At 42.6% G+C, this 22519-nt stretch carries 17 protein-coding genes; 15 read left to right on the top strand and 2 right to left on the bottom strand.

What is annotated here, in order from left to right; all coding sequences use genetic code 11:
- The first annotated feature begins 6 nt into the window (after positions 1-6).
- The 3 genes from atpG (at position 7) to atpC (ending at position 2734) form a co-directional block, all read left to right on the top strand.
- A complete protein-coding gene (gene atpG / locus BXY41_RS01300; protein WP_104433767.1) occupies positions 7-861 on the top strand; it encodes an ATP synthase F1 subunit gamma in 855 nt (284 codons plus the stop codon).
- Positions 862-929: 68 nt separating this feature from the next.
- Entirely contained in the window at positions 930-2324 is a 1395-nt protein-coding gene (gene atpD, locus BXY41_RS01305) for a F0F1 ATP synthase subunit beta (protein ID WP_104433769.1), read from the top strand.
- Positions 2325-2335: 11 nt separating this feature from the next.
- A complete protein-coding gene (gene atpC / locus BXY41_RS01310; RefSeq protein ID WP_104433772.1) occupies positions 2336-2734 on the top strand; it encodes an ATP synthase F1 subunit epsilon in 399 nt (132 codons plus the stop codon).
- A gap of 55 nt (positions 2735-2789) precedes the next feature.
- Here atpC and BXY41_RS01315 read toward each other — a convergent pair whose 3' ends face one another.
- Positions 2790-6110 (bottom strand): GH36-type glycosyl hydrolase domain-containing protein, encoded by a 3321-nt coding sequence (locus BXY41_RS01315; protein ID WP_170072131.1) that lies wholly within the window; start codon positions 6108-6110, stop codon positions 2790-2792.
- A gap of 340 nt (positions 6111-6450) precedes the next feature.
- Here BXY41_RS01315 and BXY41_RS01320 point away from each other — a divergent pair, with 340 nt between their 5' ends.
- The 9 genes from BXY41_RS01320 (at position 6451) to BXY41_RS01360 (ending at position 17957) form a co-directional block, all read left to right on the top strand.
- The gene (locus BXY41_RS01320; RefSeq protein WP_242980008.1) at positions 6451-7386 is read left to right on the top strand and encodes an ABC transporter permease; all 936 of its coding nucleotides are present in this window, start codon (positions 6451-6453) and stop codon (positions 7384-7386) included.
- 23 nt (positions 7387-7409) lie between these two features.
- On the top strand, positions 7410-8303 hold the full coding sequence (locus BXY41_RS01325; protein WP_104433776.1) for a carbohydrate ABC transporter permease: 894 nt from the start codon (positions 7410-7412) through the stop codon (positions 8301-8303).
- Positions 8304-8345: 42 nt separating this feature from the next.
- Entirely contained in the window at positions 8346-9875 is a 1530-nt protein-coding gene (locus tag BXY41_RS01330) for a DUF3502 domain-containing protein (protein ID WP_170072140.1), read from the top strand.
- An 83-nt stretch (positions 9876-9958) separates the two neighbouring features.
- Positions 9959-10990: a LacI family DNA-binding transcriptional regulator gene (locus BXY41_RS01335; protein ID WP_104433780.1), complete on the top strand. Its 1032-nt coding sequence runs from the start codon at positions 9959-9961 to the stop codon at positions 10988-10990.
- Positions 10991-11001: 11 nt separating this feature from the next.
- A complete protein-coding gene (bglX, locus tag BXY41_RS01340; RefSeq protein ID WP_104433782.1) occupies positions 11002-13212 on the top strand; it encodes a beta-glucosidase BglX in 2211 nt (736 codons plus the stop codon).
- 93 nt (positions 13213-13305) lie between these two features.
- Positions 13306-14226, top strand: a complete 921-nt coding sequence (locus BXY41_RS01345) for a sugar phosphate nucleotidyltransferase (RefSeq protein WP_104433784.1) — start codon at positions 13306-13308, stop codon at positions 14224-14226.
- A 78-nt stretch (positions 14227-14304) separates the two neighbouring features.
- The gene (locus tag BXY41_RS01350; protein WP_104433786.1) at positions 14305-15078 is read left to right on the top strand and encodes a hypothetical protein; all 774 of its coding nucleotides are present in this window, start codon (positions 14305-14307) and stop codon (positions 15076-15078) included.
- A 272-nt stretch (positions 15079-15350) separates the two neighbouring features.
- A complete protein-coding gene (gene arcD, locus BXY41_RS01355) occupies positions 15351-16772 on the top strand; it encodes an arginine-ornithine antiporter (RefSeq protein WP_104433788.1) in 1422 nt (473 codons plus the stop codon).
- Positions 16773-16952: 180 nt separating this feature from the next.
- Positions 16953-17957, top strand: coding sequence for a helix-turn-helix transcriptional regulator (locus BXY41_RS01360; protein ID WP_104433790.1), 1005 nt, complete (start codon positions 16953-16955; stop codon positions 17955-17957).
- Here the strand turns inward: BXY41_RS01360 and BXY41_RS01365 are convergent.
- Positions 17949-18929 (bottom strand): helix-turn-helix domain-containing protein, encoded by a 981-nt coding sequence (locus BXY41_RS01365; RefSeq protein ID WP_104433792.1) that lies wholly within the window; start codon positions 18927-18929, stop codon positions 17949-17951. The two genes, BXY41_RS01360 and BXY41_RS01365, sit on opposite strands and share 9 nt — an antisense overlap.
- A 241-nt stretch (positions 18930-19170) precedes the next feature.
- Between BXY41_RS01365 and arcA the strand changes: the two genes are divergently transcribed.
- The 3 genes from arcA to arcC are packed head-to-tail and all read left to right on the top strand — an operon-like array spanning position 19171 to position 22374.
- Positions 19171-20409 (top strand): arginine deiminase, encoded by a 1239-nt coding sequence (arcA, locus tag BXY41_RS01370; protein ID WP_104433794.1) that lies wholly within the window; start codon positions 19171-19173, stop codon positions 20407-20409.
- 19 nt (positions 20410-20428) lie between these two features.
- A complete protein-coding gene (argF, locus tag BXY41_RS01375) occupies positions 20429-21421 on the top strand; it encodes an ornithine carbamoyltransferase (RefSeq protein ID WP_104433796.1) in 993 nt (330 codons plus the stop codon).
- A 14-nt stretch (positions 21422-21435) separates the two neighbouring features.
- On the top strand, positions 21436-22374 hold the full coding sequence (gene arcC / locus BXY41_RS01380; protein WP_104433798.1) for a carbamate kinase: 939 nt from the start codon (positions 21436-21438) through the stop codon (positions 22372-22374).
- Positions 22375-22519: the final 145 nt, after the last annotated feature.

Raw genomic sequence — 22519 nt, forward strand, 5'->3', positions numbered from 1 at the left:
AAAATCATGGCATCCATTAGGGATATCAAACGAAGAAGAGACAGTATTTCCAGTACCGAACAGATTACCAAAGCCATGAAGCTCATATCGACCGTTAAATTGCAGAAATCCAGAGCGAAAGCAGAAGCTTCCAAGCCATATTATGATATGATGTATGATACCATTCAGTCCATGCTCCGCAAGTCCGGTACAATTGAGCATAAATATTTAAAGGCAGGGGATTCCAAAAGGAAGGCAGTTATTGTGATTACTTCCAACAGGGGTCTCGCCGGCGGATATAACAGCAACATTGCAAAGCTGGTTCAGCAGGATGAGCGTTTAATCCCTGAGCTTACCGATATCTATGCCATTGGACGCAAGGGGAAAGAAGCACTGGGGAAAAAGGGATATAAGATTGCCCAGGATTATTCCGAAGTAATCAATGAACCTATTTACCGGGATGCTGCTGACATAACCATGGAGCTCCTGGACGCATTCGGGCAAAACCGGATCGGAGAGATCTATCTGGTTTATACTTCATTTAAGAATACGGTGACTCAGATTCCAACACTTAAGAAGCTGCTCCCAGTTGAGATGGAAACGGGAAGCGATAAGATGGATCTGGCGTTTATGAACTATGAGCCGAATGAGGAAGTGGTTCTGGATTCCATTATTCCAAAATATATGAGCAGTCTGATTTACGGTGCCTTATTAGAAGCCGTAGCCAGTGAAAATGGGGCCAGAATGACTGCCATGGACTCTGCAACCAATAATGCGGAAGATATGATAGAAGAGCTTGGGCTGATCTATAACAGGGCAAGACAGGGGTCTATTACCCAGGAGCTTACCGAAATTATAGCCGGTGCCAATGCAATATCATAACTGTTCGGATCGTTTAGCAGGCCGAACTTCCTTAATAAAGAAAGAAATATAAATAAAGGAGAAACAAGATGGCAGAACAAAATATTGGTAAGATCACCCAGATCATCGGTGCCGTACTGGATATCAAGTTCAGCCAGGGCAAGCTGCCGGACATCAATGAAGCCATTGATATCACTACAAAAGACGGCGGCAGACTGGTTGTAGAAGTATCCCAGCATCTTGGCGATGATACCGTTAGATGTATCGCCATGGGCTCAACCGATGGACTGGTACGTGGTATGGAAGCCGCAGCAACAGGCGCTCCTATTACCGTGCCGGTTGGAGAAGAAACTCTGGGACGTATCTTTAACGTTCTGGGTGATCCAATCGATAAAAAACCAGCACCGGAAGTAAAAGAGTATTTCCCGATTCACAGACCAGCTCCCACCTTTGCTGAGCAGCTGACGGAAACGGAAATTCTTGAGACCGGAATCAAAGTCGTTGACCTTCTCTGTCCTTATCAGAAGGGCGGTAAGATCGGACTCTTTGGCGGTGCAGGAGTTGGTAAAACCGTATTGATTCAGGAATTAATCCGTAACATTGCAACAGAGCACGGCGGATATTCCGTATTTACGGGAGTTGGCGAGAGAACCCGTGAAGGAAATGACTTATATCACGAAATGCAGGAATCAGGCGTTATTAATAAAACAACCATGGTATTCGGCCAGATGAACGAACCGCCGGGTGCACGTATGAGAGTGGGTCTGACTGGACTTACCATGGCAGAATATTTCCGTGACCAGGGTGGTAAGGATGTTCTCTTATTCATCGACAACATCTTCCGTTTTACCCAGGCCGGTTCTGAGGTATCCGCACTTCTTGGACGTATGCCTTCAGCCGTTGGTTATCAGCCCACTCTTCAAACAGAGATGGGTGCACTTCAGGAGCGTATTACATCTACAAAGAACGGTTCTATCACCTCTGTTCAGGCAGTTTATGTGCCGGCAGATGACTTAACTGATCCGGCTCCGGCTAATACGTTTGCTCATCTCGATGCCACTACGGTTCTTGACCGTTCCATCGTAGAGCTTGGTATCTATCCGGCAGTTGATCCTCTTGGATCTACTTCCAGAATTCTGGATCCCCGCATTGTGGGTGAAGAGCATTACCGTGTTGCCCGTGACGTGCAGGAGGTTCTTCAGAAGTACAAAGAGCTTCAGGATATTATCGCCATGCTTGGTATGGATGAACTTTCTGAGGAAGATAAGCTGACAGTAGCCCGTGCAAGAAAGATTCAGAGATTCTTATCCCAGCCTTTCTTCGTTGCAACTCAGTTTAACGGTCTGGAGGGACGTTATGTGCCTCTTACTGAAACCATTCAGGGCTTTAAGGAGATTCTGGAAGGAAAGCACGATGATATACCGGAAAGCTATTTCTTAAATGCAGGTAGCATTGATGACGTTCTTGCCCGCGTGAAAAAATAGGGGGTGGGAAGATGGCTGATTTATTTAAACTGCAGATCATAACTCCCGAGAGAACGTTTTATGAGGGAGAGGCCTCTATGGTAGAACTCACCACAACTGAAGGTGAAATCGGTGTATACCGGGGACACATTCCGATGACGGCGATTGTAGCACCGGGAGTCTTAAAAATTCACGAAGCAGGGGGCATAAAAGAAGCTGCTCTGATGTCTGGATTTCTTGAGATTTTACCGGAGAAAATTGTTGTTATGGCTGAAGTGGCAGAGTGGCCGGAGGAAATCGATTTAAACCGTGCAGAAGAGGCAAAGGTTCGTGCAGAACGCCGCTTGAAAGAGCAGAGCGGAGAGATCGATATAGTAAGAGCGGAAACAGCACTGAAAAAGGCGCTTGTTAGAATTTCGCTTACAAAATAGCAAAAAGGGATTTAAGCCGCTATGGTTTAAATCCCTTTTTGCTTTTATAACTGGATTAATATGTGACAGTAAATTCCTTTTCTTTAACGCTTAAGAATGTATTTTTATCAATTTTGATTCCGCCGCTGCGGTAGGGGTTGCTGCAATATGTATGTTTAAGATCGGTTCCATTGTGAAGAAGCTGAACACAATTTGATTCACTTTTACGATAATGAAAGGTACATACCGTTCCAAAACATTCCAGGCTAAGTTCAAAATCACCCAGGTAATTGGGAAGAACAGGATCAATAATAATAGCACTGGCCTGAAAACGAATTCCAAGAATATGACTGATTAACTGGTGCATATAAATGCCTGGGCCAGAGGAATAGAGGCGCCAGCCGCCTTTTACCGGAATGCTGCCGCTGCGCAGAAGGTGGAAATCCTGCTGGTACTCATAACGATCCTTATAATCTCCGTCAGAGCTGCTAAAGTACATATTGCTTTGCCGGAGACAGGCATTTGGAACTGTTTTCTGAATGAGAACGGGATTGATTTGGAATAATCCTTCCCAGGCTTTTTTCGCATTTCCGTATTTTGCCATTGCTTCAATGTAACGAATATGTGCATGGGAGTATTGGAGACTGATTTCCCTTCCTACGTTTGCTGCCTGCTCGGCTCGTTTAAACAGATGGCTTACACCTCCGTCGTAAGACGCCGGGGCGTCCATCAGTCTGACTCCATCCGGGCATTCCAGATACTGATGGATAATTTCAATGTTTTTGGCAGCCTGACTCTGGTCAGCCAGCTCTGCTATGATACTTCTGGTTTGAGGCAGCAGCCGGTAATGAATATTGGTCTCATTGTCTGCTGGATGCAGCAAGTGTTTCGCGGTTTCGTTCCACTCTAAGAACCCTGCTATAATATGGTCTTTTACTGCATAGTCTGAAAATGCTTTTCTGGTGCATTCTCCTAAATCTAAGAGTGTACGGGAGAAAGGCGCATCATAATGGGAAAGAGCCTCCCCCAGAATCATAAAAGTCTGGCATGCTAAAGCCTGAGTCCAGGTGCTGACAAGTTTTTCCTTCATTTCCGGATTTTCCGGCTGTAACGTGTCATCCCAATCCCCGCCTGCATAAGTGATCAGCCCGGTGCCGGGTATAAAACGGTCTTTCTGTATCTGGGATACTGCAGCCTGAATATGGGAAAACAGAGATTCTTTTTTCTCCCAATTATCCCCGTATGGCAGAATTTCCTGCAATATAGTGTAGTCCTGGCTGGCAGTAAGATAATCTGCAAGGCTCTTTAATGGCCAGAAGATAACATCTCCATGGCATTCGCCGGCATTCATATCATAACGGTCAAACATAAACCATTGTGGCCACTCATTGGTCGCGCTCTCCTGATGAGAAAATATGTTAATTAATATTTCTCGTATAATCCCATAATTGCCCGTAGACAGGAAATATTCCAACGGTCCCTGGCAGATATCTCTTGTTCCCCATGCTGCACCTCCGGGCTGCTCCAATCCGTGAGGCATTAAGAAATGAATCATGGCGTTGTGTGTGTACCACCACGCGGTCTCATTTAGAATAGATAAACGTTCATTTTCTTCCAGGGCATATAAATGAAAATGTTTCATAATAGAGGCATACTGCTCCATTGCATATGCTTTTTCTTTCCCAAAATCAGCTATACTGGAAATGCAGGCATTCGGATCAAAACTTCCGCCGATTGTCAGATGGAGGGTATCGGTATTTGTATAGGAGAACGTAACAAAGGTCTCATCAAAAGGCAACGCTTCTTCATAGAAAATACGGTCGTCAGAGATTATGCATGATTCATGCGAAATAATATCATAAGATAGATTCTCGTATTTATCTGTCTGAAACGGAAAATGTATTTTGTTTTCTGTAACTGTTCCCAAGATGTCATGAGTGAATTCATTGGTACCCATGGATAACTGATTGGTAACAATGAAGTCATATTTGCAGCCATTCACACTTAACACTTCCAGATGCACCTGGGAAGCCTGAGGCAGGGCTTTTTCATGAATTGGATTCTTGCTGCTGCAATAAGCAGTGACAAGAATCAGGTCATCTTCGGTTTTATAGTACCAACGAGAGTAGTTCATACCCATCTCGTAAAGGGAAGGAAGAGAGAGCAGGTGGAAATCTCTGTCTTTGCGCACATAGATCCGCTGTCCGCTGTTTTTTAGTATATTTAAAAAGCCTCTGGGAGTGGATATGAGTTTATGCAGGTTGGTATTTCCTAAAACTACATGGCTGTTAAAAACTCCGTACATATAATGTGTAGAAGAAATAAGATCGTTGGAAATAGTACTCCCATCAGGAGGCGTAATAATGATAGTTCCATGAGGGCGGATTACCTCTTCTTCTTTTTTTACAGTCACAACATGGCTATGATCCGGTGTAAAAAAAGAAATGATTTGTGAGTCTTTTGTTTCCGCCAATAGCTGCTGGGGAAACAGTCTTCTTATTTCGTCACTGCTCATTTCGAGAGAATTTAAGGGCGCCCCGTACATTTCCTTTATCCGGTAAGTTTGAACCGGGCTGAATGTACCCTCTCCAGAGTGTTTTTGTTTATATTGCTCTTTTATGACGGTCAGAAAATCTGGATGAGTAATTTTCTCTTTGTGATGTTTAAAAAAATGACCATAAAAAACAGAGGTATCACTTCCGGAAAATGTAAATGGTTCAGTCAGGAGTGAGCTGTATGCAAACTCATACTGCAGATTTCGGTCGGTAAGACCATTGAGCAATGCTGCTGGCGTATTGGTTTTTTTATACTCCAGACCAAAAAAATCCAGACCATCAGTTGCGTAGTGTATGATTCTGTGTGACAGAGATCCTTGCTGCAGATATGGATTACAGCCGTTGTCCGGCATGTTTTGCCTGGAACAGATGGTATATCCATATTCCCCCTCAAAAACACTGTGTCCCAGATATTGAGAGGTATAAAGTTCATTGGTAAGAACATTTTCCTTGCCTGACAAACCAATATCCTGTCCGTATAGTAAGTCGACCGTTATCTCGTCTTCGCTATTCAGCGTAATTTCGTAAAACCAAGAGTTTTCAATTAGAAAAAGATCTGTGATATAGGCGATTCCTGCACAGCGCCCTTCGTACCGGATACAGTTTTCGTTTCGGCTTACGTGGCAGGCGGATTGCTGTCCTAAGAGAGGATGGACTGATTTTACTTTATTGTTTTCATATATTCTTAAAAAGATATTATTGGCTGAGCCATCCTTTGCATTTCCGCGAAATTGATTGATGAGGACTGAGCCTGAACTCATTTCAAATATGTCTCCGGTCGGAACAAGCAGAAAATTAAGGGTATCCGAGTGCAGAGAGAGTAAATCGTGGGGTCGTTTCATAATGAGTATCCTTTCTGTAATCAAATCTTGTAATAAATTATGTCTATGTGAAAACGTTTCCATAAAAATGTGAAAATGATAAAACTTAATGCAAAGTATAGAAGAAAAAAATATGAAAGTCAATAATATAATTAAAACAAGTAGAAAAACGCCTGCTTTTAGAATGAAAAATGACAAAAAAGTGTTTGACAAAGCGCAAGATGAATAATATAATCAGTGCATAAAACACAAAATGAAAAGCATATGTAAACGTTTCCATGTGAAAAACGAATAAATTTACAGTTTATGGGGCTGCTACCAGACTGTAATGGAACTGTGCTGCAGAAAGGAAGAGAATAATTTGAAGAGTATAAAGCTACACTGGAATCATTTTGTCCATGAAGTGAGAAAGAAATATATTTTGTTTCTTATGGTGTTACCGGTCTTAATTTATTTTTTTATATTTGCTTACATACCTATGCCTGGTGCATATATTGCGTTTGTTGATTATAACATAGGGAAAGGCATTTTTGGAAGTGCCTTTGTCGGTCTTAAAAACTTTGAATTTCTGTTTCGTACCGGAGATCTGCTACGCATTACAAAAAATACAATTCTATATAATCTTGTATTTCTTATTTTGGGTAATGCATTCCAGATTGTTTTTGCTGTTATGATTTCAGAAGTAGGAAATAAGTGGTTTAAGAAAATATCCCAGTCAATTATATTGTTGCCGTATTTTATTTCTATGGTAATAGTAGGATTTTTTTCTTACAACCTGTTTAATTATGATTATGGTTTCATTAATACCATATTGGCTGGTCTGGGATTTCCCAAACATGAATTCTATTCCGATCAGGGGATATGGAAATATATTATTGTATTTTTTAAAATCTGGTCTGGCACTGGATATGGAATGATTATTTATCTGGCCTCGATTGCCGGAATTGAACAGGATATTTACGAAGCGGCATCTTTAGATGGGGCTTCCCCCATGCAGAAAATCCGGTATATTACATTTCCCATGCTGAAACCAACAATGATATTGTTAATTCTTTTTGGTCTTGGTGGTATTCTAAAAGGCTCATTCGATTTGTTTTACAATTTAATTGGAACAAATTCCGTGCTTTATCCACAGACAGATGTGATTGACACCTTTGTTTTCCGCAGTCTGGTTGGACAGTTTAATTTCTCCCAGGGAGCTGCTGTTGGATTTTATCAATCGGTATTCGGCCTGGTGCTGGTTCTGACGGTAAATGCAATAGTAAAAAAGATCGAGCCGGACAGTGCATTGTTTTAGCCTATTAGATCAGGAGGATATATATGGAAAAGAAAAAAATTGCAGGACGCAGTGAAAAGATGATGCAGATATGCTTCTATACAATCATTACGATTTTTGCGTTGTCCTGTCTCTTTCCGTTTTTGTTAATGGTTACATCTTCATTTATGGGTGAGAAGGAAATTGTAAGTGAGGGATATAAGTTGATTCCGGATACAGTTTCTCTTAGTGCTTACAAGTTCCTGTTTCGCAATTTTACTAATTTGTTTAATGCATACAGGGTAACTATTTTTATTGCAGTTACAGGAACCGTTTTTGGATTGTTTTTTATGTCTATGGCCGGATATGTTTTGTGCCGTAAAGATTTTCGCTATAGAAATCAGATTTCATTTTTTATTTATTTTACCACACTATTCAGCGGTGGGCTGATTCCAACATACATGCTGTATGTCAATGGCCTGGGGTTAAAGGACAGCATCTGGTCAATGGTTTTGCCGGGTCTTATGAGTCCGTGGTCCATTTTCTTAATGAAAAATTTCATGAAATCCATTCCGGATTCTCTGTATGAATCGGCAAATATAGATGGGGCAAATGATTTCAGAATCTACTGGCAGATCTATATGCCTCTGGCAAAAGCCTCCCTTGCAACAATAGGGCTGTTCCAGGTTCTGGGATACTGGAATGAGTGGTACAATGCAATGCTCTACATCCAGACACCGGCAAAGTTTCCTCTGCAGTATTTTTTGCAGAGAATTGTAAGTCAGGCGAATATACAACTGCTGATTCAGCAGGGGCTGACCATAAACACCGGAGATTTACCGTCTGAATCTATTAAAATGGCGACTGCAGTGATTGCAACTGGTCCCATTGTTCTGCTTTATCCGTTTGTTCAGAAATATTTTGTAAGCGGACTTACCATAGGTGCCGTGAAGGGCTAGCCCATATCCGGCTGATCAATTCTACAACAGGAGGAAATGAAAATGATAAAAAAACTGATTTCAGCAATTCTGGCAATCACTGTGGCTGCAGGGCTTGTCACAGGCTGTACAAATAGCAATCCGTCTGCAGGGGCAGCAAAAACAAAGGACAGCGATGGAGTAAATCTGGTTATGTATTTATATGGAACAGAAGGTGTGGCAAATAAAGATGTTCTGTCGGCGTTAAATGAAAAACTGAAGACCAGTATTAATACGACACTGGAGATTAAATATATTGATTGGAATGATGTTGCAACAAAGTATCCGCTGCTCTGGGCATCTGGGGAAAAATTTGATATGGCATATGTATCAGGAACTGCTCCGGTACCATACGCAACACTGGCAAAACAGGGAACTCTTGCAGATATTACAGATCTGCTGACCAATGAAGCGCCATCTTTAAAGTCTTCCATTGGTGACAGCTACTGGAAGAGCATGGAAGTAAACGGTAAAATTTATGGTGTACCCAGCACTTATAGTGAATATACAGCATACGGCTTTGTTACCCGGAAAGATTTACTGGAAAAGAGTGGGATTGCTAACGTAAATTCAGTGGAAGATATGGAACGCTACATGGATGCGGCAAAAGAAAATGGCTGGGCACCTTTAAACGGAAGTGCCAACCTGTCTATGGATTTGTACCGAATGTTTGTTGGAACAACCAGCGACTGGATTGATGCTCCGGGAGTGCCAAATACGGAGATGTATCTGACTTCCTCCCTGAAGAATACGGACAAAGTATTTCACCCTGCATTTACCAGTGAATTTGAAGCATTCGCGGTTAAAATGCATGAATGGGCGGAAAAAGGATATTGGGGAAAAGATGTTTTATCTTCTGCCCAGGATGACAAGGATAATTTTTATAATGGATTATCGGCTTCCTACATCAGCCATCAGCCAGACTGGACAGGTTCCTATGGAACACAAAAAAAGAAATTACCCGATGTTGAAACCCAGTTCTACGCTTTCGCAGAAGCTGCAAATAAAATTGAACGGAAAATGGGTGTAGAGAATGCAACTGGTATCAGTGCAAACTCAAAATATCCGGATCGCTGTTTGAAAGTAATAGAAAAGCTGATGACAGATAAAGAATGTTATGATCTGTTCCAGTATGGAATTCTTGGAAGAGAGTATGAAGTAGCTGACGGTATGATCAGGCAGCCTGATACCTTTAATTCGGATAAAGACGGTTTTGGATTTGCCGGTTGGGGATTGCGGACTGATTCATTAAATATACCACAGGCCACAGAGGATCCCCGCCGTTATACATTAAACGAAGAATGGGGCAAGTCTGCAATTGACAACCCGTACGCAGGTTTCAGCTTTGACAGTTCTTCTGTATCTTCACAGCTGTCTGCAATTTCTAATGTAGATTCTCAGCTGGGAATACAGATTATGCTGGGTCTGACAAAACAGGAGCCAAAAGAAGCTGTGGCAGAATACAGAAAACAACTGGAGGCAGCAGGGGTTAATGATGTAATAAAAGCTGTTAATGATCAGTTAACGGAATATACATCAGCGGAGAAGAAATGATTTGTAGATTTTCACAAGGGGAAATGTTAAAATAGTGTTAGATTGGTTTCAGGGTTAAGACAGGGCAGGAAAGGATGCAGCACATGAGTGTAACAATTAAAGACATTGCAAAATTATCCGGAGTTGGTATTTCCACTGTATCGCGGGTGTTAAATGGAAGCGGCTTCGCCAGTCCGGTGACAAAGCAGAAAGTTATGGCGGCTGTGCATGAGTTAAATTATATACCGAATAATAATGCAAGAAATTTGAAAAGGACCCAGACAAAGACGATTGCGGTTCTGGTAAAGAGTATAACAAATCCCTTTTTTCAGAAAATGATTCATACCATAGAGCAAAAAACTATGCTGCGCGGCTACTGTCTGGAACTTCGCAATGTTAACTCCAACGGGCAGGAAATGCTGATTGCACAGCAGGAAGTTATGGATAAAAATCTATGTGGCATCATTTTGATGGGAGGAGGATTTGAATATACAGAAGAGGACTTTAAACATTTGGGTGTGCCATGTGTGCTGCTGACTGTCTCAGCTGATGATAAGGTGAATAAAGACCTGTATTCCAGCGTAATTATTGACGATGAGGCTGAGAATTTTAAGGCAACCGATTACCTGATTAAATTAGGTCATAAAAGAATTGGCTGTATCTACAATGCATATGGTCAGCTGAAGACTCCCAATACCCTTCGGTTTGAAGGATATAAAAGGGCTCTTTTGGAAAATGGAATCCCGTTTGATCCACTGCTTGTATCCAGTTTTAATACATCCCAGTCCGGTTATGAATTCGGGTTTAATATGATGAAAAACCTGATGATGAGAAATAAAGATATGACGGCTGTTGTTGCCATGGCGGATATCATGGCGGTAGGAGCGGCTAAGGCTATTCTGTCTGAAGGCCTGCGTATCCCAGAGGATATTTCCGTCATTGGCTTCGATGGTATTGAAGTGGCAGAGTATTACAGTCCTGCACTGGATACGATCTCTCAGCCTGCGGAGCAGATGGCAGTCAGTGCAATTGACGCATTGTTTGCAATGATGCAGGGAGAGAAGACCAGTCACATCGTATATGAAGCAGTTCTGCTTAAACGGGGGTCCTGCATTGGACTTACAAATCATTCGTAAAGGAAAATAATATGGAAGATGGAAAATTAAAAGAATTACTGAGTGATATGTCTGTAGAAGAAAAAATAGACCAGTTGTTACAGGTGACGGGCTATTATTTTGAAGAAGAGGGAGTCGTGACGGGTCCCAATAACCAGGCAGGTTTTATGCAGCAGGAGGTTGATCTGGCCGGTTCTGTACTGGGTATCGCAGGTGCGGATAAACTGATTGGTATACAGAAAAAATACATGGAAAAACAGCCGCATCAGATACCGCTGCTGTTTATGGCGGATATTATCAATGGATTCCGTACTATTTTCCCCATACCACTGGCGCAGGGGTGCAGCTTTGATCCGGAGATTGCTAAGATAGGAGCAGAGGTCGCTGCAAAAGAGTCGGCAGTATCAGGACTGCATCTTACATTTTCCCCCATGGTTGATCTTGTCAGAGATCCCAGATGGGGAAGAGTAATGGAGTCAACTGGGGAAGATCCCTATCTGAACAGTGAATTTGCGCGCGCCATGGTCAAAGGCTATCAGGGGGATGGGGAATTGAGCCAGCCCTATAAAATTGCAGCATGTGTAAAGCATTTTGCAGGATATGGTGCTCCCATGGCAGGTAGGGAATACAATACGGTAGAATTGTCTAACCGAACATTATTTGACAGTTATCTTCCGTCCTATCAGGCTGCCATCGATGCTGGCTGTGCAACCGCAATGACTTCATTTAATACATTAGACAGAATACCGTCAACAGCAAATAAGTGGCTGATGCGGGATATTTTAAGAACACATATGGGATTTGAAGGAGTATTGATTTCTGACTGGGCTGCAATTGAGGAAATTATTCATCACGGTGTTGCCGAGGGCAAAAAGCAGGCAGCGCGGCTGGCTCTGGAAGCGGGCGTGGATATTGATATGATGACAACCTGTTATTGCAGAAATATCAAAGAATTGCTGGATGAGAATAAAATTGATTCAGCATTGCTTGATGAAGCAGTATATCGGGTTCTGGTATTGAAAAACAGGCTTGGATTATTTGAAAATCCCTTTAAAGATGCAAACAGCCAGTGGGAAGAAGATGTGATTCTTTCAAAGGAGCACAGGAAACTGGCAAGACAGGCAGCAGCACAGACAATGGTACTGCTTAAAAATGAAGATCAGATACTGCCGCTGAAAAAGGAAGGACAAAAAATTGCATTTATTGGTCCTCACGCAGACAGTCCATATCTGATGGGAGTGTGGTCAATCTTTGGAAGAATGGAAGATGTGATAACAATCAAAGAGGGAGTAAAGCGGGCTGGCGTGACGGAAGCTTCCTTTTATCGAGGGGCTCCTGTTGTATCTGACCTTACAAAGCTGGAACTGCATTCTGAAGTAAGGGAGCAGATTTTGTCAGATATCAAAGCTTCCAAAGCTCTGTTAAAAGAGGCACTGCTTGCTGCTCAGGATTCAGATATTGTTGTCCTTGCACTGGGAGAATATCCTGCACAATCAGGAGAGGCTGCGTCCAGAACCAATCTGCATCTGGATCCGCTTCAGCTGGAACTGCTCCGTCAGGTGAAGAAAATAAACCCAAACATAGTTACTGTATTACTCAATGGAAGACCCCTTATTATAGAAGATGTGCTTGCGGATTCAAAGGCAGTTCTGGAGGCGTGGCTTCCGGGAACAGAGGGAGGCAATGCCATTGCAGATATTTTATTTGGCGACGTAACCCCTTCTGGAAAACTATCTATGAGTTTTCCGAGGACAGTGGGTCAGATTCCCATATATTATAACGACTTCCCAACAGGCAGGCCGGTGCTGGGGAAAAAGGAAAAATACCTTTCCCAATATATTGATTGTCCCAATGAGCCTTTATTTCCATTTGGGTACGGCTTGTCTTATACAGCATTTGAAATTTCACCCATCACCTTAAGCCACAAAATTCTGAGCGGGGATGGATCAATCCAGGCGTCTGTCTGTGTGAGAAATACCGGACACCGGGAGGGGGCGCAGGTGATTCAGCTGTACATTAAGGACGAAGTGGGAAGTGTATCCAGGCCGAACCGGGAACTTAAGGGCTTTCGAAAAGTTTATCTAAAGCCGGGAGAAGAGGCAGAGGTGGTTTTTGATATCAATACTTCCATGCTGAAATTCTATGATAATACCATGCAGTACGTCTGTGAGCCTGGTTCATTCAGACTTTTTATCGGAGCAGATTCTGCAACTGAAAATTCTGTTTCGTTTACAGTGGAATAATAAGTAAGGGTAAAGGTTCTCGCTGAATGTGGATTATCTGCCAAAATTATGCTATACTATGGAACAGATAAAACGAAACAGGGAGAATGTATTATGAAAGAAACATCTTTAGTTATTATGGCAGCCGGAATCGGGAGCCGGTTTGGCGGCGGAATCAAACAGTTGGAACCAGTTGGCCCCAGTGGCGAGATCATTATGGACTATTCCATTTATGATGCTTTGAATGCAGGCTTTAACAAAATTGTATTTATCATTCGTAAAGATCTGGAACAGGATTTTAAAGAGATTATTGGCAACCGGATTGAAAAGATTGCACCGGTGGAGTATGCGTTCCAGGAACTTGATGATCTGCCGGCGGGCTTTCATAAGCCGGAAGAAAGAACGAAACCCTGGGGAACAGGACAGGCAATTCTGTGCACCAAAGATGTGATACAGGAGCCGTTTGCGGTAATCAATGCAGATGACTATTATGGAAAAGAAGGGTTTATTAAGATTCATGATTATCTGGTCAACCAGATGGATCCAGATGTCAGGCCATTTGATCTGTGCATGAGCGGGTTTATCCTGGGCAATACCTTAAGCGAAAACGGAGGTGTGACCAGAGGGGTATGTCAGGTAGGGTCTGACGGTGTCTTAGAGAAAGTTACGGAGACTTATGAGCTCATTATGGACGGCGGCGAAGCTCATGGAAGAGATGAGGCGGGTAATCCGGTTAAGGTCTCTTTAGATCAGAACGTATCCATGAATATGTGGGGACTTTCACCGGCATTTTTAATGGAACTGGAGCATGGATTCCCTGTATTTTTAGAGAACCTGAAGGAAGGGGACATTAAATCCGAATATCTTCTTCCTAAGATTATTGACCGGCTGATCAGCCAGGATAAAGCCAGAGTTCACGTACTGGAGACAAGAGATAAGTGGTTTGGGGTAACTTATAAAGAAGATAAACCAGCTGTTTCAGCGGCAATCAAAGATCTGGTTTCAAAAGGAATTTATCCAGAACGTCTTTTTTAATGGCAATAACCGAACTTTTTTATACTTCTTAGCATAGAATGGTGTTGTATAAGCTAAAAGCAGGGAGTGATAACAACCGTGCCAGGCAACCCGGACTATACTTATGGAGAGGATAATGAGAGCCTGCCCCCATACATGCTTTATGGTGACAGGAGCATCAGGGAAAGTTCTCTGGAGCCGAAGGATATCATTGCAAAGGATCTGGAATATTTACAGGGAATGTACCCGGGACATATGAAACGTCTGCAGGAATACGTCGTTTCCGCATGTGATCACCTGGATTATAAAGACAGCCCAATGTACGATGAATTCCCCGATCGACTGTTGATTCATCAGGTTTGTGATTCCATTTGCGCAAAGATTCGTGAAGAAGGAACCATAACGGATGAATTGCTGATGGGGAACAATGATAAGACTGAGACAGCAGCGCAGATGCAGCAAGAGCCAGCGGATTGGGAAAATGAGGAGTTAGAAAAAGCGGAACTTAATGACAGATACTCCACATGGGGGCCTCCCGGTTGGGGCCCGCCCGGACCAAAACCTCCTGGCTGGAGGCCGCCGCCCGGGCCGAGACCGCCTTACTGGGGTCCGCCCGCACCAAGACCACCTTACTGGGGACCAGGACCAAGACCGCCTTACTGGGGACCAGGACCCGGACCGAAACCACCCTACTGGGGACCAGGACCCGGGCCGAAACCGCCTTACTGGGGACCAGGACCCGGACCGAAGCCTCCTTATTGGGGAGCAAATCCCGGACCGGCACAGGGGAATGGTCTGCTGGGGGATATCGTGTCAGTACTGCTACTGAATGAAATGCACCGAAGAAGATGTAACTCCGGACGGTGCAGATAGGGAATAGTGAAAGCAGCTTCCTTTAAAAAGGGGGCTGTTTTTCTGTTTTCTTAAGCTGTTGGTATAACAAAAAGGAAAAATAATCAAGTATTTGTTGTTGTTTGGTATAGACATTGTTAACAATCAAAAATTATATTCTTGATATATTATGAATTTTAAGCGGTTTCATCTGTAAAAATATAGTTCAAAATTACAAATAAACAGTCCGATTGAGGCAGTCATTTTTTTCTGAAATTCTTTACTATGAAAGAATCAATACACAGGAGGTTTTCATGGAAAAAGAAAATAAGAAATTAGGGCTGCTGGCACTGACTGCACTGGTAATCAGCTCTTCTGTCGGGAGCGGAATTTTTGGAATCGCATCAGACATGGCGGCGGGGACAAGCCCGGGAGCGGCCATTGCAGCGTGGATCATTTCAGGCGCAGGTGTTCTCATGCTTTGCCTGTCACTGACTAACATCATTAGTAAGAAGCCTGAATTAAGCGGAATTTTCAGCTATGCAACAGAAACCTTTGGTCCCTTTGGAGGATTCATCAGCGGGTGGGGATACTGGTTATCTGCATGGCTGGGTAACATTGCCTTCGCCACCATTATGATGAGCGCACTTAGTTATTTTATTCCTGCACTTGGGAATGGAAATAATCTTCTCTCTATTATTACAGCAAGTATTATTTTATGGATTATGTGTCTGGTCGTAAACAGGGGGATTGAAAGTGCTGCATTTTTAAATACCATAATTACCATCTGTAAGCTGGTTCCCCTTTTGCTTTTTGTAATTGCTGCAATAATTGCGTTTAAGGCTGATATATTTGCTGCCGATTTTTGGGGGACTGTATCAGGAAATTTTTCCCTGAAGGATGTGATGTCTCAGGTAAATTCCAGCATGATGGTGCTTATGTGGGTATTTGTGGGAATCGAAGGAGCGGCAATGATGGCAGACCGTGCAGAAACAAAAGCAACTGCTGGAAAGGCGACTGTGCTGGGCCTGATAGGGCTTTTATGTGTTTATCTTCTTTTGACTCTTTTACCTTATGGGCTGATGAGCCGTGCCCAAATATGCGAATTAAAGCAGCCTGCCATGGCATACCTTCTTTCTTATATTGTAGGTCCATGGGGAGCGGCTTTTATAAATATTGCTATGATTATATCTGTTGCGGGCTGCTGGCTGTCGTGGACCATGCTTCCGGTTGAGACCACATTGCTAATGGCACAACAGAATCTTCTTCCAAAGAAATTCGGAGAAGTAAATGACAAGAATGTCCCAACCTTCTCACTGGTTTTTATGACGGTTCTTTCACAGATTTTTATCTTCACTCTGTTATTTACGAATAAGGCTTATAATTTTGCATATTCACTCTGTACTGCAGCAATTTTCGTAACCTGGATTCTGGTGTGCATATATCAGGTAAAGCTCTCTTATATAAATAGAGAAAAAAAGGGAGAAGCCAGACAATTAACAATCGGACTTCTTGGAACTGCCTTTTACGCATGGGCGATTTGGGCATCCGGAATTGGATATTTTCTTCTTTGCATGCTGGTTTATATAATTGGCATTTTCCTCTATATAAAAGCAGGAAAGGAAAATGGAGTGGAAAAAGTCTTTTCAAAAAAGGAAAAAGTCGTAATCATGTTCATTCTGATAGGAGCAGCCATATCTGTTTACATGCTGATAACAGGCGCAATTACCGTCTGATCATTAATCTTTTAGCATTCTTCTATTTTCAGAGAAGCCTACTAAATCATGATTAATCAATGGGCTGAATTGACAAAAATTTACTTTTAATGATATGATTCGACATAAGGAGAATAATTGGAAACGGTAGCAAAGCAAGGTGTTTCAGAGGAGAAGCAGTATGGATAATGTGAGGTCCAAATGAGTACAACAATTTTTATCTTCGACATCGTATTAATTATAATATTTGCCTGTTCCTGTACAATTAATGTAACTGCATACTGCAAAACAAAGCATGTCCGGGAGTTTGAGACCGGCATGCTTATGTTCTTTTATTGTCTTAATTCCATGATTATTTTCATGTCAGAATTTTTGCTCAAACTGCCTCTTTTTGAAGGAACCTATAATGTATTGACCTATTTCAGCGTTAAGGTTATATGTGGAATTGCCATAAGTACCCTGTATATGCTTCTCACCGCTTCTTTACTTGAAAAAAAGATCGGTATCCTTCATGCAATCATTATGATGCCTTTGATCTGTATAACGGTTTATGTCGGAGATTTAAACGGATCAGTCAGTCAGCACTGGGTATTTTATACAGTACGGCAGATTTATCTGGCATGCTTTGTTCTTTCTTATTTTATCCGGTATGCTTTTTCGAAAGACAGGGAGTATAAAGTAAGGATCAGGGCATATCGGTTTCTTTTTCTCATAGGCGGCCTGTTTTCTGTGCTGATTTTTGCGGAAGACAGCATGGTCATCTACCACTTTCAATATGTGATCAATACGTTGAACCTAAAGGTATTTATGGAGCATAATTTAAGTGAAGACATATTTTTCGTAATCCTGGCAGTGATCGGAGTAAAAAGCGGATTCTCCCAGCTGATTCAGAGAAGAGAACCGGCTGAGATAATGGAGTCCGGAATTCCTCTTCCTGTTGCGGCAGTCTGTGAGGCTAAGACCCCTTACCCGGAGGATCCTTTTATCAGGACTTATGGATTAAGCAATCGTCAGTGTGATGTACTGTATCTTCTGCTGAAGGACAAGACCTATCAGGAAATGGGAAAAGAACTGGGACTGTCTGTGGGGACCGTAAAATTTCATGCCCATGGCATCTATGAAAAAACGGATTCCAGAAACCGGTCGGAACTGATTGGTAAATATGAAAAGTTTTATGAAAGCCGGCAGCAGACGACCTTAACCTGACTTCTGCTTTTTTGTGTTCTCGTAAAGAATATATAATTCCTGCCGGGACTTTGCCCCGGTTTTTTTTAAGAGGTTATGGACATGGGAGCGGACGGTAAAGGACGAGATCAGAAGCTTGGCGCTGATCTGCTCATCAGTGGTGCGGTTTAACAGTTCCGTAAGGATGGTCTGTTCTCTCAGAGTGAGGGAATAGGCTTTACAAAAAGAATAATAAGAGGCAGATTCGGTATCTGGGGAAGTGAAAGATTCCGGCACCTGCTCCTGGGAATTTACAGCAGCTTTGCATGTGTGCAGAGCTGCTGTTTTTCGAAGGAAAAAACAGATATAAACCAGGGCAGATATGCCAAATAAAAAGTCAATAGAAAAGATACGGCAGAAGGATAGCCTGATGCGGGCAGGGAAAATAAAAATCCTGATATAGTTTTCAATGATGCCGGAAAGAGAAAAGAGGAAAACGGACCAGAATAGCACAGGACGAAAATCAGAAAAAAGCTTCTTGTTCTGACTGCAGGCCGCCTGATTCTTAAGAGCGTAAAAGGAGGAGACTCTGTAAAGTAAGAAAAGGGGGAACAGAGAGCTGTAAAAAAACAAGGTAGTCCTGCTGCTTTTTAAGGTGGGAATCAGCAACAGAAGAAAAATGAATATACACAGAATCATGTATTCATAAAATGGAAGCTTTGATGTGTGGTTTAGCTGATAACTCAGGTATAAAAGGCAGATAGCAGCGGATATGGATATAACCGTATTCCATACAGGCATAGTAAAATAGGCAGCCCGGTAGAACTGACCGAATTCAGGGATAAATTCTGCCATGGCTGCAACAAGCTGATTGACGGATAAACAGAGATAGAGTGCGGACAAACAGGCAGAGATGCAGCACCGCTCACTCAAGTAGCGGCAGAAAGCAAGAAGGCTCACTCCAAAGTATAAAATTAAAAGTATATTGTCGTATAAGTAAAGTAACAGCTTCATAATTACCTTTTGGCTTTTTTCTTCCAGTATAGCAAACTGCAAAGTAGAGGTCAAGAAAATTGTGCAAAATGTATAAGGTTTAGGCTTGGTTTTGTTCAAAAAGCATAACTATGCATAAAAATAAATGATAAAGTTTATTCCAAACCCAATTTTTTGATGCTATTCTTTGGAAGACGCCAAGGCTAAGAAGCGGAAGCGTTACAAAATGCCAATGATAAAACATAAAAGGAGGTTATTAAATATGCAGAGTATTAATGTAAAAAGTGAAATTGGCCGCTTGAAGAAAGTATTGCTGCACAGACCGGGAAAGGAATTATTAAATCTGACACCAGATACACTGGAGAGGCTTCTCTTTGATGATATTCCTTTTTTAGAGGCGGCGCAGCAGGAGCATGATGCATTTGCCGAGACATTAAGAAACAATGGCGTAGAGGTATTGTATCTGGAAGATGTTATGGCTGAGGTGCTGGATTTAAGCGATGAAATCAGAGATGAGTTCATTAAGCAATGGATCAATGAAGCTGGGATATCCACAGGACTGTATAAAAAGAAAATCTACGATTATATGATGCAGTTTAAGGATGACAGCAAGGTGCTTGTGCTCAAATCCATGGAAGGCATTGTCCTGAAGGAACTCAATTATACGAAAAGCGATTCTCTGGTTGACCTTATGAGTGACCCCTCTAAGCTGGTGATTGATCCCATGCCCAATCTGTATTTTACCCGTGATCCATTTGCATGCATTGGTAATGGAGTGAGCCTGAACCGGATGTATTCTGTGACCAGGAACCGGGAGACGATTTATGGCGAGTATATTTTCAAATACCATCCCGATTTTAAGGAAAAGGTTGAAAAATACTATGACCGTTACAATGCATTTCATATTGAAGGCGGAGATATCTTAAATATCAACGATAAGGTTCTTGCTGTGGGAATTTCCCAAAGAACGGAACCAGATGCACTGGAGCTGCTGGCTAAAAATATTTTTGAGAATGAAAACAGTGCCATCGAGACCATACTCGGGTTTGATATTCCCAACAGCCGCGCGTTTATGCATCTGGACACGGTATTTACACAGATTGATTACGACAAATTTACGATCCACCCGGGAATTCTTGGACCTCTTCGGATTTATAAGATTGAAAAAGGAAACTGCAGAGGTGAGATTAAGGTGGAAGTTCAGAATTCTGACCTTGAGACCATTCTTGAGAAAAGCCTGGGCATCGATCAGGTAGAACTGATCAAATGCGGAGGAGAGGATATGATTGCAGCAGAAAGAGAGCAGTGGAATGACGGCTCCAATACTCTTTGTATCTCTCCGGGAACCATTATCACCTACCAGCGCAATACAAAAACCAATGAATTATTGAAACAGCGGGGACTGAAGGTGCTGGAAATTCCAAGTGCAGAGCTGTCCAGGGGCAGAGGCGGCCCCCGTTGCATGAGCATGCCGCTGGACCGTGAACCGGTCAATTACTAAGAAAAGAGGAGAAAAAGAAATGGCAGTTAACTTACGAGGCCGAAGCTATTTGAAATTACTGGATTTTACACCGGAGGAAATCCGCTACTTAATTGATCTGGCTAAGAATTTTAAGGATTTAAAGAGGACCAATACTCCCCACAAGTATCTTGAGGGAAAAAATATTGTTCTCCTATTTGAAAAAACTTCTACAAGAACCCGCTGCTCATTTGAAGTGGCAGGCAACGATCTGGGGATGGGAGTTACCTATCTTGACCCGGGCAGTTCCCAGATGGGGAAGAAAGAAAGCATTGAGGATACGGCCAGAGTTCTTGGAAGAATGTACGATGGGATTGAATACCGGGGATATAGCCAGGAACTGGTTACCAAGCTCGCTCAGTATGCTGGAGTACCCGTCTGGAATGGATTAACGGATCAGTTTCACCCCACACAGATGCTCGCAGATCTACTGACCATAGAAGAGCATTTTGGATTTTTAAAAGGAATAAACTTTACCTTTATGGGTGATGCGAGAAACAATATGGGAAATTCACTGATGGTGGCATGTGCCAAAATGGGACTTAATTTTACCGCCTGTGCTCCAAAGGATTTATGGCCGGCTGAAGATCTGGTTGATGTGTGCAAAGGGATTGCAGCAGAGAATCATTGCACCATAACATTAACGGAGGATGCACAAGAGGGAACAAAGGGAGCGGATGTTGTCTATACGGATATCTGGGTTTCCATGGGAGAACCGGATTGTGTATGGGAGACACGAATCAAGCTGCTGAGCCCATATCAGGTAAATGAAAAGATCATGAAGAATGCAGGCAGTCAGGCCATCTTTATGCATTGTCTCCCCTCTTTCCATGATAGAAAAACTACCATCGGCGAGGATATCTTTCAGAAATTCGGTCTGGCTGAAATGGAAGCAACAGACAAGGTATTTGAAGCAAAATATTCCAAGGTTTTTGATGAGGCAGAAAATCGTATGCATACCATTAAAGCTGTGATGTATGCAACCCTTTGCTAGAAAGGCAGGTCAGAGTGAAAAGAATTGTAATCGCGCTGGGTGGAAATGCGTTAGGCAATACATCGGAAGAACAGCTGGAACGGGTAAGAATTACGGCCAAAGCAGTTGTGGATATAGTGAAGGCAGGATATGAGGTGGTCGTATGTCATGGTAATGGTCCGCAGGTAGGAATGATAAACCTTGCTTTTGAGAAAGGTCATGAGGCTGGAATCGTACCTGAAATGCATCTTCCTGAGTGTACGGCAATGAGTCAGGGGTATATCGGCTATCATCTCCAGCAGGCCATTGATCAGGAGCTTGTTAAGAAGCAGATTCAGGATACGGTTGTGATTACCATGCTGACACAGGTGATCGTAGACGAAAAGGATCCGGCTTTTAATAATCAGACGAAGCCCATAGGCAGGTATTATGATGAAGCAGAAGCCGGGCGCCTGATGGCGGAAACAGGACAGAAGTATGTTGAGGATTCCGGGCGCGGATACCGCCGGGTGGTTGCTTCTCCCCAACCGGTAAGTATCTATGAAAGAATTTCATTAAATACGCTGATCAATGCCCATCATGTCGTCATTGCTGGGGGAGGCGGCGGAATTCCTGTAGTGAAAGAGCCGGATGGCTCTTATCATGGAGTTGCCGCAGTGGTTGATAAGGACCTGGCAGCTGAAAAGCTGGCAGAACTGGTGAATGCAGATGCATTTGTAATACTGACAGCCGTAGATAAGGTCTCCATTCGCTTTGGAAAACCGGATCAGGAGGATCTTTCCGAAATCACTCTTTCCCAGGCAGAGCAGTACATAAAGGAGGGCCATTTCGCTGCAGGAAGTATGCTTCCAAAGGTAAAAGCTGCTATGAAATTCATAGAACAGAAAAAGGAGGGCGTATCCATTATCTGTTCTCTGGAAAAGGCTGCAGAGGCTTTAAGCGGTAAAACCGGAACAAGGATTGTCAACAAATAAGATCATGGAGAAAACAGGATCCCATTTTATTTATATACAGGTAAAATGGGATATTTCCCCCAGGTGTATGAATAGAACTACTTATATTATTAGAAAACATATGAATATACGAAAGCTTATAAACGTATTACTCAAAATCTGGAAG

The organism is Lacrimispora xylanisolvens, from assembly GCF_002934545.1.
Lineage (GTDB): Bacteria > Bacillota > Clostridia > Lachnospirales > Lachnospiraceae > Lacrimispora > Lacrimispora xylanisolvens.

Excerpts from the sequence above, each read along its gene's own strand:
- arcA (WP_104433794.1), top strand. The coding sequence starts at position 19,171 with ATGCAGAGTATTAATGTAAAAAGTGAAATTGGCCGCTTGAAGAAAGTA.
- bglX (WP_104433782.1), top strand. The coding sequence starts at position 11,002 with ATGGAAGATGGAAAATTAAAAGAATTACTGAGTGATATGTCTGTAGAA.
- BXY41_RS01315 (WP_170072131.1), bottom strand. The coding sequence starts at position 6,110 with ATGAAACGACCCCACGATTTACTCTCTCTGCACTCGGATACCCTTAAT.
- arcD (WP_104433788.1), top strand. The coding sequence starts at position 15,351 with ATGGAAAAAGAAAATAAGAAATTAGGGCTGCTGGCACTGACTGCACTG.
- atpG (WP_104433767.1), top strand. The coding sequence starts at position 7 with ATGGCATCCATTAGGGATATCAAACGAAGAAGAGACAGTATTTCCAGT.
- atpD (WP_104433769.1), top strand. The coding sequence starts at position 930 with ATGGCAGAACAAAATATTGGTAAGATCACCCAGATCATCGGTGCCGTA.
- BXY41_RS01325 (WP_104433776.1), top strand. The coding sequence starts at position 7,410 with ATGGAAAAGAAAAAAATTGCAGGACGCAGTGAAAAGATGATGCAGATA.
- BXY41_RS01360 (WP_104433790.1), top strand. The coding sequence starts at position 16,953 with ATGAGTACAACAATTTTTATCTTCGACATCGTATTAATTATAATATTT.
- BXY41_RS01365 (WP_104433792.1), bottom strand. The coding sequence starts at position 18,929 with ATGAAGCTGTTACTTTACTTATACGACAATATACTTTTAATTTTATAC.
- BXY41_RS01345 (WP_104433784.1), top strand. The coding sequence starts at position 13,306 with ATGAAAGAAACATCTTTAGTTATTATGGCAGCCGGAATCGGGAGCCGG.
- argF (WP_104433796.1), top strand. The coding sequence starts at position 20,429 with ATGGCAGTTAACTTACGAGGCCGAAGCTATTTGAAATTACTGGATTTT.
- BXY41_RS01330 (WP_170072140.1), top strand. The coding sequence starts at position 8,346 with ATGATAAAAAAACTGATTTCAGCAATTCTGGCAATCACTGTGGCTGCA.
- atpC (WP_104433772.1), top strand. The coding sequence starts at position 2,336 with ATGGCTGATTTATTTAAACTGCAGATCATAACTCCCGAGAGAACGTTT.
- BXY41_RS01335 (WP_104433780.1), top strand. The coding sequence starts at position 9,959 with ATGAGTGTAACAATTAAAGACATTGCAAAATTATCCGGAGTTGGTATT.